At 36.8% G+C, this 12,894-nt stretch carries 11 protein-coding genes; 3 read left to right on the top strand and 8 right to left on the bottom strand.

Annotated elements, in window-relative coordinates; genetic code table 11:
- Nucleotides 1-61: 61 nt before the first annotated feature.
- On the bottom strand, nucleotides 62-1,669 hold the full coding sequence (treF, locus tag LUA91_RS17390; RefSeq protein ID WP_231427379.1) for an alpha,alpha-trehalase TreF: 1,608 nt from the start codon (nucleotides 1,667-1,669) through the stop codon (nucleotides 62-64).
- A gap of 209 nt (nucleotides 1,670-1,878) precedes the next feature.
- Between treF and LUA91_RS17385 the strand changes: the two genes are divergently transcribed.
- Nucleotides 1,879-2,745 (top strand): glycoside hydrolase family 25 protein, encoded by an 867-nt coding sequence (locus tag LUA91_RS17385; RefSeq protein ID WP_231427378.1) that lies wholly within the window; start codon nucleotides 1,879-1,881, stop codon nucleotides 2,743-2,745.
- A 161-nt stretch (nucleotides 2,746-2,906) separates the two neighbouring features.
- On the opposite strand, the gene LUA91_RS17380 is transcribed toward LUA91_RS17385, so the two are convergent.
- Nucleotides 2,907-4,004, bottom strand: a complete 1,098-nt coding sequence (locus LUA91_RS17380) for a mandelate racemase/muconate lactonizing enzyme family protein (RefSeq protein WP_231427377.1) — start codon at nucleotides 4,002-4,004, stop codon at nucleotides 2,907-2,909.
- A gap of 168 nt (nucleotides 4,005-4,172) precedes the next feature.
- Between LUA91_RS17380 and LUA91_RS17375 the strand changes: the two genes are divergently transcribed.
- Together LUA91_RS17375 and LUA91_RS17370 are read left to right on the top strand one after the other, a co-directional pair.
- The gene (locus LUA91_RS17375; RefSeq protein WP_231427376.1) at nucleotides 4,173-6,194 is read left to right on the top strand and encodes a thioredoxin domain-containing protein; all 2,022 of its coding nucleotides are present in this window, start codon (nucleotides 4,173-4,175) and stop codon (nucleotides 6,192-6,194) included.
- Nucleotides 6,195-6,204: 10 nt separating this feature from the next.
- The gene (locus LUA91_RS17370; protein WP_231427375.1) at nucleotides 6,205-6,711 is read left to right on the top strand and encodes a peptidylprolyl isomerase; all 507 of its coding nucleotides are present in this window, start codon (nucleotides 6,205-6,207) and stop codon (nucleotides 6,709-6,711) included.
- Nucleotides 6,712-6,769: 58 nt separating this feature from the next.
- On the opposite strand, the gene LUA91_RS17365 is transcribed toward LUA91_RS17370, so the two are convergent.
- The 6 genes from LUA91_RS17365 to LUA91_RS17340 form a co-directional block, all read right to left on the bottom strand.
- On the bottom strand, nucleotides 6,770-7,210 hold the full coding sequence (locus LUA91_RS17365; protein WP_231427374.1) for a DUF3299 domain-containing protein: 441 nt from the start codon (nucleotides 7,208-7,210) through the stop codon (nucleotides 6,770-6,772).
- A gap of 243 nt (nucleotides 7,211-7,453) precedes the next feature.
- Nucleotides 7,454-8,725 carry a hypothetical protein gene (locus LUA91_RS17360; protein WP_231427373.1) on the bottom strand — a complete coding sequence of 424 codons (1,272 nt, stop codon included), beginning with the start codon at nucleotides 8,723-8,725 and terminating at the stop codon, nucleotides 7,454-7,456.
- Nucleotides 8,718-9,302 (bottom strand): RNA polymerase sigma factor, encoded by a 585-nt coding sequence (locus LUA91_RS17355; RefSeq protein ID WP_231427372.1) that lies wholly within the window; start codon nucleotides 9,300-9,302, stop codon nucleotides 8,718-8,720. The genes LUA91_RS17360 and LUA91_RS17355 overlap by 8 nt, the downstream gene beginning before the upstream one ends.
- Before the next feature lie 117 nt (nucleotides 9,303-9,419).
- Nucleotides 9,420-10,121 carry a DUF4397 domain-containing protein gene (locus tag LUA91_RS17350; RefSeq protein WP_231427371.1) on the bottom strand — a complete coding sequence of 234 codons (702 nt, stop codon included), beginning with the start codon at nucleotides 10,119-10,121 and terminating at the stop codon, nucleotides 9,420-9,422.
- 110 nt (nucleotides 10,122-10,231) lie between these two features.
- Nucleotides 10,232-10,888: a hypothetical protein gene (locus LUA91_RS17345; RefSeq protein WP_231427370.1), complete on the bottom strand. Its 657-nt coding sequence runs from the start codon at nucleotides 10,886-10,888 to the stop codon at nucleotides 10,232-10,234.
- An 80-nt stretch (nucleotides 10,889-10,968) separates the two neighbouring features.
- Nucleotides 10,969-12,591 carry an ABC-F family ATP-binding cassette domain-containing protein gene (locus tag LUA91_RS17340; protein WP_231427369.1) on the bottom strand — a complete coding sequence of 541 codons (1,623 nt, stop codon included), beginning with the start codon at nucleotides 12,589-12,591 and terminating at the stop codon, nucleotides 10,969-10,971.
- Nucleotides 12,592-12,894 lie beyond the last annotated feature (303 nt).

Raw genomic sequence — 12,894 nt, 5'->3', positions numbered from 1 at the left:
TTTACAACGGATTGCAAATTAATTGCAATCCGTTAATTTTCAAATATCTTTTCTATTCTGCTTACTTCTTCATCAGTTTTAAAAGCACACCATTTGTCCAGCCGAAACCATCTTGCAGTGGATATTCTCCACCACCGCCTTTACTGTTCGTTTCCACTACATTGTACTTTTCCATCAGCTTTCCTGTTTCTTTAAAAACTGCGATATTCTGGTTTATCCATCTGTTCGTGATGTTGTCGGCAAGCTTGCCATAACCATAATGATGCAAAGCTTGTATGCTGATGTATTGCAATGGAGCCCAGGCATTTGGCGCATCCCATTGCTCCTTCGTTGTGGTTAAAGTGGTAATCAATCCGCCAGTTTTTAAAAAATCTTTTTCAATTTTTTCCGAAACTGATTTTGCTTGAGCTGAAGTTGCCAATTTAAAATATAGTGGAAATGAAGCGGCCAAGGTTAACTGATTAGACATTGATTTTGTTTTCCAGTTATAATCAGTAAAAAAGTTAAGCTCTGTATTCCAAAAATATTTTAAGATAGCCGTTTTACGGGTTTGTGCCTTTGCAGTAAATAAGAGTGATTTTGAATTATTTCCAGCTTGCTTATTTGCGTCAGCAATTGCAATTTCAAGATTGTACATCAAAGTATTTAAATCAACGGGCAACAAATCAGTCGTGATGATTCTACTGAAGTCTTTTCCATCGGCAAACCAACGGCTACTGAAATCCCAACCTGATTCTGCCGCAGAGCGTATATTACGCAGAAATACTGCTGGTTGCTGTTTGGTTAATTTCGCCGCTTCCAAATCTTCTCTAAAAGATTCTTCACGAGGCTGGTCGCCAGCATCATAATATCGGTTTAAAACCGTTCCATCAGTAAGCTTTACCGAATGATTTACAGCTTCACCTTTTTTTAATTCTGCAGCGCCCTTCATCCAGAAATTGTATTCTTTTTCCAGCGCATCTTTGTAATCACTGAGCTTAACATCACTATTGTTTTGAGTTAACAACTGCACCATTGCGGCAAAAAATGGTGGTTGAGAGCGGGTTAAATAATAACTTCTGTTTCCATTGGGGATAAAACCATATTTATTTATCAGGAAAGCAAAATTATCAATCATATCCTTCATGATTTGAGTTTTTCCTGCCTTTTGCAAACCCAACATGGTAAAGTAAGAATCCCAGTAATATATTTCTCTAAACCGGCCACCGGGAACTATGTATGGATGGGGAAGCGGCAATAATGATGTTTTAAACTTTGAAACGGTATCCGGATTTCTTTTCAGTACAGTCCATAATGTATCCAAATGTTTTTCAATACCAGCATTTATATCTGATTGATAAACCGCGTTATGATTCTCAGGCATTGAAAAATTTTCTGTCACAAAACTTTTTAGGTTAAAAGCTGAGATTTTTTTTTGTGTATCATAGGCGTTCATAATGGCTGATGGACTCTTTTTAGGAATGGCATCAACGAAGGACTTACCATCGGAATATATTTTTGCTAATTGAACTTTTTCGAATAAATCAGGATAAGTTTGCCGTGGACTCAGTACTTTTTGTGCGTAAAGTTGTCCCGATGCCATCAGCATCATGGCAAACGTCATCACTTTAAAAAATTTTTGAGTAGGGTTCGGGTTTTGATTTGGGAATTGTATGTCTTGACTCATCATTGGTTATTATGTAGTTTAAATTTAAGTATTTTACTTTAAATTCGACGATGCCAGCCAGAGGGAAAGTACGTATAAGCCGGTAGGAGTAAATTTTGCAACAGATAAGGACTCGTGAAAATGGTTATGGTAGTAAGCACAATGATAATCGAGGCAGCAAAATCCTTTTTTATTCCCCAACTTTTTCCTCACCTTAGCGGCATCAAATTATTATGCCGCCAGAGAATAAGAAGCCTGTTGCCAGAAAACCAGCCGTAAGAAAACCTGGTGTACGTAAAAAGAAATCAAAACCTTTCCCTAACCAATGGAAAGTGGCCATTGCTGGTTTGCTGTTAATTTTGCTGTCGCCTTTTTATTATGGCTACATTTTAAATGGTTTTGTATCTACCTGGCGGTGGATAAAAGATTGGGGTGAAGATCCCAATTATCGTACTTATAAAAGCTTCAACATAAAAATACCAAAGCAATATTCCATTCATGGGATCGATGTATCCTATTATCAGGGAAAGATCAATTGGCAGAAAGTTAAAGCGATGGAAGAGGATGAAGTAAAGGTAAGTTTTGCGTTTATTAAAGCCACTGAAGGTTTATTAACCGTTGATCCTTATTTTCAGCGCAATTGGCGTGAAGCTCCTAAAGCGGGTATTGTTTGTGGTGCTTATCATTTCTTCAGACCGAAAAAAAGTGGCAAGGCACAGGCAAAATTCTTTTTACAGGTGGTTAATATCGAAAAAGGAGATTTACCACCAGTAGTGGATATTGAAACCTTGGATGGTGTTTCGCCATTGAGGATGCGTTTAGAACTTTCTGATTTTTTGACTTATGTGGAAATGAAAACAAAAGTTCGTCCGATTATTTACACAGGATTAAAATTTTACCAGGATCATTTAGAAGAAAAGCTAGACGGATATCCATTGTGGGTTGCGCATTATTATCAACCCAAATTAAGATTGGATAAAAGCCTCTGGAAATTCTGGCAGCATTCTGATAAAGCTAAAATCAGCGGAATTGGACACGTGGTGGATTTTAATGCCTTTAATGGTGATAGTACGGCGTTGGCAGAGATGCTGGTGCATTAAGAACCCCTCCGCCCCTAAAGGGGAACTGAATTTCTATAGTTTATGTAAAGCGTTTTTAATACTAACTTATTAATCATATTGATATTTTAACTATCGGAATGCTGAATACTCCTCACTATTTCCATCTCGCCTGTAGTTCCCCCTTCAGGGGGCTAGGGGGTTTAAACTGTCCAACTTTCGCATTTTTCCAGGAAAAGTTCATACGCTTCTGCACCAATGCCAATTTCTTCCGGTACATCCAGAAAATAGCCATTGTAGGTTAAGCCGCCAACACAAGGATCGACCAGATGACCAAGTAAAGCGGTATCTAAATCGAAAAATTCTACATTCGGACTTGCCAAGGCAAAGTGTAAATTGGCACTCAAAGCAATTCTACTTTCTAACATGCTCCCAATCATGCACTTTACGCCGGTTTGTAAGGCTTCTTCATGAATTTTCTGGGCTTCTAAAATCCCTCCCGATTTGGAGAATTTAATATTTAAATAAGTGGTTGATTGACTATTGATGAGTTTTCGGGCATCGTGGTGATTATAACAACTTTCGTCAGCCATTAATTTAATAGGGGAATTTACATTCAGCTCTGGTAATTTATCATCGTACCAAGTACGCATGGGCTGTTCGCAGAATTCGATATTGTATTTATCGAGTTCGCCTAAAGCAAATAAAGCATCATCAAAACTCCATCCCTGATTGGCATCTAAACGCAAAATAACATCAGCGCCTATTGCTTCGCGGATATGTTTTACCCTTTCAATATCATCCTGAACTTTTTTACCGAGTTTAACTTTAATTATCCGACAGCCTTTTTCAATATATTTTAATGCAGTTGCCGCCATTCCTTCCGGGGTATCAATGCCGATGGTCATGTCTGTTTCGATGGTTCGTTTTGTGCCGCCAAGAAATTGGTATAGCGGCAAACCAGCATGTTTGGCTGAAATATCAAACAGCGCCATATCGAAGGCACTTTTAATGGTGTTGTTATGGTCTGCGTAGCCCAATAAATCATTCATTCTATCAGGAATTTCTAGCGGGTCTTTTCCTTTGAGGATTCCAGCAAAATCTTTTGCCATGGCTATACAGGTTTCCTGGGTTTCACCAACAATCATAGGGAAAGCCGAACATTCGCCAATACCATGTATGCCTGCATCGGTATAGATTCTAATTAATACGTTTTGGGCAAAATGCATGGTTCCTGTTGCAATTACAAAGGGTTCCATTGGGATGCTGAATCGATATATTTCGGTATGTGTAATTTTCATGAGGGTTGCCAGTTAAAGGTTGAAAGTTGCGAGTCGAAAGTTCAAAGTGCCAGTTAAATGTTCTAATTTAAATTTTGATTCCATCTAAAGTATAAAAACAAAACTAAAACGAAACAGCTTTGTAGATAATTAATAGCTTTACGATTTCATTTCGATAATCAATTAATCATGTCAAATCTCCATTCCGAACCGAATAATTTAATCAACGCTTCATCACCATATCTATTGCAACATGCTTATAATCCTGTTCATTGGTACGAATGGGGAAATGATGCCTTAGCAAAAGCCAAAGCAGAAAATAAATTGATTTTGGTAAGTATAGGCTATTCTGCCTGCCATTGGTGCCATGTAATGGAACGGGAGAGTTTTGAAAATCATGAGGTTGCCGAGGTGATGAACCAGCATTTTATTTGCATTAAGGTAGACCGGGAGGAGCGGCCAGATATTGACCAGATTTACATGTATGCCATTCAGCTGATGACGGGTAGTGGCGGTTGGCCGTTAAATTGCATCTGTTTGCCCGATCAGCGTCCAATTTACGGGGGCACCTATTTTAGAAAAAATGATTGGATTAATATCCTGGAAAATGTTGCTGGCTTGTGGGCCAATGAACCTGATAAGGCCATACAATATGCAGAAAGATTAACTGCTGGCATAATAAACAGTGAGAAAATTGTTCCATCAGCTTCGCTGGAAACCTATACTGAAGCGCATTTAACAGAAATTATAGCACCCTGGAAACACCATTTTGATATTGGTTTTGGCGGTTACAATCGTGCGCCAAAATTTCCATTACCCAATAATTGGGCTTTTCTTTTGCGTTATGGTTTTCTAAAAGATGATGAATCGGTTTTTACGGCTGTTTGTCATACTTTGGAAGAAATGAGTAGAGGAGGGATTTATGATCAGATTGGCGGCGGTTTTGCCCGTTATTCGGTTGATGATAAATGGCATGTGCCACACTTCGAAAAAATGCTGTATGATAACGCACAGCTGATTAGTTTGTATATTGAAGCCTACCAATGCACCAAATTTGATTCGTTTAAACAAACAGCGGTTGAAAGTTTGGAATGGGTTTTCAATGAAATGACCTCGCCCGAAAGCCTGTTTTACTCTGCGCTTGATGCAGATAGTGAGGGTGTTGAAGGTAAATTTTATGTGTGGGATAAAGCTGAATTCGATTCACTTTTAGGTGAAGATGCCGCATTGCTGGCCGAATATTATAATGTTACAGCTGAGGGTAATTGGGAAGAGGAGCAAACCAACATTTTACGTAAAACAATTGCTGACGATGATCTGATTGCCAAATATGAAATTGAGCCATTAAAATTATATGATCGAGTAAAATCTGCCAAAGCAAAACTTTTAGAAGTTAGAAATAGAAGGGTTAGACCGGGATTGGACGATAAGTGTTTAACGGCCTGGAATGGAATGATGATTAAAGCCTTGGCAGATTCGGCGACTGTTTTAAATCATGATTTATACTATCAAAAGGCATCAGCGGCGGCTGCCTTTATTTTAGCCAATTTAAAAACCAGCAATGGTGGATTGTACCGAAATTATAAGAATGGAAAAGCGACCATCACCGCATTTCTTGATGATTATGCTTTTTTTATTGAGGCATTAATTGCTTTGTATGAATATGATTTTGATGAGCAATGGTTACGGGAAGCGAAAAACTTTACAGATTATGTGATTGAGCAGTTTGGTGATCCAGATTCTCCAATGTTTTTTTACACCTCTGCAGCCGGCGAAAGTTTAATAGCCCGCAAGCATGAAATCATGGATAATGTTATTCCTGCCTCTAATTCTACGATGGCTCAAAATTTAAAGAAACTGGGATTGCTTTTCGATTTGGAGACGTATACCGTTAGAGCGGATGAAATGTTAGGAGCAGTTTATTCCAAAATTAAAACCTATGGTTCTGCTTATTCAAATTGGGCTATACAGTTGCTAAACGAGATTGAGGGGATTAATGAAATTGCCATTGTAGGTCTGGAAAGTGGCCTGGTTAAATTGGAGTTAAGCAATCATTATATTCCAAATAAAATTACATTAGGTGGAACAAAAAGTAACTTGCCACTGTTAAAAGGTAAGCAAAGCAACGAAACAAAAGTTTATATTTGCCGAAATAAAGTATGCCAGTTACCGGTTAACACTGTTGAGGAAGCATTAGCATATTTACATTAAAACAATTTGAATGAATATTTCACCAAACACGGTAGTCGCAGTAACTTATGATTTGCACACTACTAACGAAGAAGGACAACAAGTTTTTGTTGAAAAAGCTGATGAGCAAAATCCTTTAGTATTTTTATATGGCGTTGGCATGATGTTGCCTAAGTTTGAAGAGCACTTGGCTGGCATGAAAACCGGCGATGAGTACGGATTTGAATTATCTGCTGCTGATGGTTACGGAGAAATTGATCCAGGAGCTTTCGCAGATTTGCCTAAAACCATGTTTACTGAAGCAGGTGGTGAAGTACCGGCTGTTGGAGATGTAATTCCTTTGCAAGATAACAATGGAAACCAATTTAGAGCTGGTGTTACTGCTGTTCATGACGAAACTGTAGCAGTTGATTTGAACCACCCAATGGCTGGTAAAAATCTTGTATTTGCCGGAACAATCTTAAACGTTCGCGAAGCGACACAGGATGAATTGGCTCACGGTCATGCTCACGGTGCTGATGGTCACTCAGGTCATTAAGAAAAACATATATTGACTTAAACCAAAAAATCCCGATGATGAATCGGGATTTTTTGGTTTATAGTAATTTCGATGTGGATAAAAGTATAGGAGGGTTATCCATTGTATTGGCATTACTCAACTTCAGTACACCTTTAACAGTAATGGGTTGATAAGTAAATTTTATAGGCTCCGCCATTTCCACTAAAACCATTATTGGAATACCGTTTTTTCCGCAATAAAAGCATTGATTAATGGGTAGGGTAGAGAGCATAAATTTAGTTTGCTTCATTCCGTCTTTTATTGGAACAATATATCCAGAAAGTTCAAATGGCTTGTTTTCGTGTTTTTTAATCGTCGAATTATAAACGGCATATTTTTCAGTCGGTTTAATAGTTTTGAAGCTAATTCCACCAATTACATCCCAGTTTGGCGAATCCATCTGATCACTTGGATCGTGTTGTGCTTTGGCATTAAATCCAATAAAAAGTAAAATTATAATTGTCAATTGTTTCATCATTGCGTTCATCTTAATCATTTACAAATATAATAAAGATGTATAATGGCAATTGTAATTCGTTTATAACAAAACCACTAAACATTGATGAACCAGAGATGATGAGTTAAAATTGTTATGCCGTGGTTATAATGTCCAGAACTTTCTGAATCCGTTATTTTTTGAATAGCATTCGTATTGGTAATCTTGCAATAAATTCAGGGCGAATGATAAAGATATATAGCCATGAAACAGTAATATTGAATCTTAAAAATCGATTTTTAACCTTAACCCACCGTTTGTAAGGTTAAGGTTATCATTCGAAAATGTTTTCATCGGGATTCTTATAAAGGGCTCAACAGCGAAATCAGTTTTCTTGGATATTTTTTGCTTATAACCTAATGAGAAGTTATAAAAGCCGATATATTTATCAGAAACCTGTAGAGATTGAGTTTCTGGCTCTGAAACACGTTCGGTAACAATAAGCATTTTCTGTTCTGCCATACCTGCTGTGTTGGCAACAGTAACAGTTCTGCCGCTGCTTACTAAGTAATTATTGTCTTGCCTGTTGTTTAAAATAGCCAAAGCCGAAACTCCGACGCCTGTATAAAACTTCTTACTGATATTATATTTTAACTCCAGCGGGATGTTAATTCCCCTCACACTGGCATTAACGGATTCTAAACTCTTGGCATTCCCTGAAGAGTAATTTGACATAACATTAGCGCTGGGCATTGCACTGGAAACAGCATCACTTGCACTTCCATTTTGCATTGATGGATTGCTGGTTGAACTTACTGAAGAATAAGCAATTCCTGAACTAATGGAAAGTTTATCAGCCAAGTTATAAGAAAGAGAAAAACCATAATTCATGTTCACTTTATTATCGTTGCCCATTGCCGGCGCTACATAAATACCAGGCTCCCATTTTGAATTTGAAGGGTTTTTAGTTGTATTTTTTAATTCATTTGCTTTACTATCATGCGCCAGTAAATCCTCAAATGTTGGTTTTTTGAATGGTTTCTCTTTTTTAACTTGATCAGTGATTTCGAACTTCCTATTATTGGATGAACTGAGTGAAATGTCTGTTAATGAATTACTTAAGGTGTTGCTGTTCTCTATTTTAACTATTTGATCAGGAGTAGCCACATCAGTGCCATCGTTAGATTTCAGGGTTAAACTACCATTATTTATTGATTTACCTGAACCTTCAATTTCATTTGTATAAGGTAAATTAGATTGACTTTTAGTTTCGGTTTGTGGTGTTTCAATTTGAGGTAAATTGTTTTCCTCAGCAGCTTTTTTATTAAGTTTTTTTGATTGAGTAATTACCAGATCACTTTTATGGTTTTGATTGTTCAACACTAAAAACGTACCTCCTAAAGCCAAAATTAGCGCAGCAGCAATCCACAAAGGCCATAAAACGAAACGGCTTCGCTTATTTTCCTTTTCAGAAAAACGCTCCCAAGCACCTGGAGAATAAGATTCCTCGTGGTTTTGAAGTTGCGTAGTGATATGCTCAATTAATTCTTTATCCATTTTTTTTGTATGATCCAACCATTGTATTTTGGTAAAGTGTGCGCAATTTATTTTTCGATCTGGTAAGGTAAACCCGACTGGAACTTTCTGGAATGCTTAACATTTTTGAAATTTCTTCATGTGCAAAGCCCTCAATTTCGTATAGGTTAAAAACCAGTCTCTGTGTTTCTGGTAAATGATTAAGTAAGTTTAAAATGTCGTTTACATGCAGTTCAGATGCAATCGAAACTTGTGTTACCGGATGTTCATCCTCACCCAAGTCATCAACATAGAATTGGGCTTTTGTACTTCTGATTTTATCTATTGCTGTTCTTGATGCAATTTGTGCAATCCAGCCTTTAAACGAGCGTTGTAATTCTTCAGGGTTTTTTGGAGATTTAAAATTAGCTACGTGTTTAAATATTTTGATAAAGGTATCGTTTACAAGCTCTTCACTATCAGAAATATTTTTTGTGTAACGCAAAATAATACCCATTAAATAGCCATAGAACGATTTATACATCATTTCTTTACAGCTATTGTCGTTTTTTACACAGCCTTTTAAAATTTCCTCAAAACTGAGTATCTTTTTTATCACTCCTGGAAAGGACTATTTTATGTTGATTAGTTTTAAGCGGTTACTTACTCGTTTGCAAAATTAATGAAATAACACCATCCGTATTTCAAGATGGTGTTAAATTCATAGGTAGATATTTTACTTGTTAGTCATTACAGCTATACCAAATTTGGTACTATCGGTTTTGCTGCTTAAGCCCTTCGCCCAAATGGTGTATATTTTTCCTTTTTCGATTTTTACTCCGGGTAAGCTTGCTTTCACAGTAGCCGATCCAGCATCTTTAACCTGAAAAGTATAGCTTTCTGATGGATTGATTGATGAAAAGCTTGTATATTCTTTAAATGCTTTTGCAGTAAATAGGGCAGTAGCATTTCCTTCAACCGCTAAATCTAAAGCGCCAGACCCTGGACTTAAGTTAATAAAGCGCACTTTGGCTTTATCAGTTTCTGGTGCTTTTAAATCATCTTCTACCAATAATATTTTAGTCGATTTCAGTGTATCAACCACAAATGCCGAGTAGAAGGCACCTTGTTTTAAAGTTCCATTGCCGCTTGTTAGGTATTTTAACGAGTCTTTTTTAGCAACACCAATTATTCTGGTTCCTGGGTAGGCCGCATAATAACCACGATCGTTTGTGTAGGTGAAACTTCCGATTTTTTGGTTATCAAGGATAAAATCGAGCGCTGCTGTTCCTGGCGATGCATGGACAAATCCTAATCCTGCAGCTTCAATAGGATTATCATTCCAGTCTTTTTTACAGGCAGAAAATATAGTAGTTATAACGAGAAGGGAGAGTGCAATTTTTGTTGTTAAGCTAAAGTTTTTCAAATGAGTTTTCATGTTTTAAATCAATTTTATAAGCAAAATTGGTTAACGGCCATTAACACTTTTTATCATAAAACGATTAACGAATTGAAAACGCTACAGGGCTATGTAGATATTTTTAAATTTTAGTTTACAGTGAGCCTACTTCTGAAAATGAGTTTGCTCGAAACCGGCTTATCATTTACGTAAGCGGGGATAAAATCAAAATCTTCTGGGCGAAGTTCTTTAAGGGGAATTTCTTCATTTCTTTTTAATTCATTTTCTCCCGTTTCAGTTTCATATTTTGTTAGTTTTCCAGTTTGGTCGATATGAAAAATCAAACTAACAGTATGAACGCCCGCATATGCACGAAATTCTTTAGATGGAGTAAACTCTTTAATAAGAAACCGCAAGCTTGTATAAAATCCACCTATTTTTGCAGGATAAATAACTTTATCATTTTCCGTTAACGAATCTATTTCGTAAAGAATATTTTTACCTGGATGATTGTATTCTAGCTGTTTAGTTGTATAGTTATAAATTTGCTCTACCGAATCAGGACCCTTGAAAAAACGCCATCTTCCATATCGATTTCCATCCTTGTATAAACCTCGTGCAAGTATATCTCTTCCTCTTTTAATCTCTGATTCACCATTTTTAACATACCTTTTTGATTTTAATTCAGTGGCATGTTCAATCATTCCACCTCTGATAATCCGGTAATAAGTTCTTGTCGAATCACTCTTTTGAGCAACAGCAAATAAGCAAATGAAAGATAAGAGAAATGTGAAGAGCGTTTTCATGATGTTAATTTGCTTATAAAGAAAAAGGGTTTTGATGAAATATCAAAACCCTTTTCAAAATATATTTTAGCATATGCTTTTTAAGCGTACATCTCCTCGCGAAGTTTTGCAACATCAGGACTATTAATATACTCGTCGTAAGTCATTAACTTATCTATAGTACCTTTTGGTGTAATCTCAATAATTCTATTCGCTACTGTTTCTGTTAACTGGTGATCTCGCGAAGTAAATAAAATTGCACCTTTAAAATCTTTCATACCATTGTTTAATGCTTCGATAGATTCCAAATCCAAGTGGTTGGTAGGCTCATCAAACATCAATAAATTGGCTTGTTGCAACATCATTCTTGAAAACATACAACGCATTTTTTCACCTCCCGAAAGTACTTTTACGTTCTTTAAAACCTCTTCGCCAGAAAAGAGCATACGGCCTAAAAAGCTACGTACAAATTGCTCATCGGCATCTGTTCCGGAATATTCACGTAACCAGTCAACCAGATTTTCGTCTTTGCCAGCAAAATATTCAGAGTTATCATTCGGAATATCGGCAGTGCTGATGGTAACACCCCATTTAAATTCACCTCTATCAGCGGGCGTTCTATCCGTTAATACATCATAAAATGCTGCGGTAGCTAAACTGTTTTGAGATAAGATTGCAATTTTATCGCCTTTGTTTACCATGAAGGTAACCTTGTCGAACAAAATGCCATCGTTGCCCGATTTGCCTAAAGCCTCAACCTGTAAAATCTGATCGCCAGCTTCGCGACCTGTATTGTTGAAAATAATGGCCGGATATTTACGGCTAGACGCTTTAATTTCGGTTATATCAATTTTATCTAAAGCTTTTTTACGTGAGGTTGCCTGCTTTGATTTCGATGCATTTGCACTAAACCTGCGGATAAATTCCTGTAACTCCTTCACTTTATCTTCCATTTTCTTGTTCTGGTCGCTACGTTGTTTTAACGCCAACTGACTAGATTCATACCAGAAAGTATAGTTACCCGTATAGGTACTCATTTTTGCGAAATCGATATCCACAATGTGTGTACAAACCGCATCTAAAAAGTGCCTATCATGAGAAACTACCAATACAATGTTTTGATAATCAGCCAAGAAATTCTCTAACCAGGCAATGGTTTCAATGTCTAAATCGTTGGTAGGCTCATCCAGCAATAAAATATCAGGATTTCCAAATAATGCCTGTGCCAATAAAACACGAACTTTTTGAGTGTTATCCAGCTCTTTTAATAGTTTATGGTGGTTATCTTCAGTAATCCCTAAATTGCTCAACATGGTTGCAGCATTGCTTTCCATGTTCCAACCATCCATTTCAGCAAAGATATTTTCCAATTCTCCGGCACGTTCGCCATCTTTTTCGGTAAAATCTTCTTTCATGTAAATGGCATCTTTCTCTTTCATAATGGCATAAAGTTCTTTATGGCCAATCATAACGGTTTCTAATACCGAAAACTCATCGAATTCATAATGGTTTTGTTTTAAAACCGCCATTCTTTCGCCTGGAGTAAAAGCAACGCTACCAGAAGTTTGGTTTACTTCGCCCGATAAAATTTTAAGGAAAGTAGATTTACCTGCACCGTTAGCGCCAATTACGCCGTAGCAATTGCCTTGGGTAAATTTGATGTTAACGTCTTCAAATAATGTGCGTTTACCGTAACGTAAAGATAAATTAGAAACTGAAATCATATTAAATAGAAATAAGCCGCAAAGATAGGCAAAAAGGTTGAGGGTAAAAAGGTACAAGGCAAAAGGTGTAGGATTAATAATTTGAAAATGAAAGCTTGATATTTCATGGCTTATGCAGCCCCGCTTTCACTTCAATCTTTTTGTTGTGGTCAGTCTGAGCCTGTCGAAGACCTGCAACAAAAAGTATCCATGTATTAATAAGAGCCTTAGTTCGAGAAGTAGTCAAACTTGCTACAATAAAAAGATAATTTTATACTCAAAACTAAGGCTTATGTCAAATATACGTGAAATTGTAGATTTTTC

Source organism: Pedobacter sp. Leaf250 (assembly GCF_920984735.1).
GTDB lineage: Bacteria > Bacteroidota > Bacteroidia > Sphingobacteriales > Sphingobacteriaceae > Pedobacter.
The sequence above is the reverse complement of the archived record's forward strand: the minus strand, read 5'-3'. Positions and strand labels throughout refer to the sequence as shown.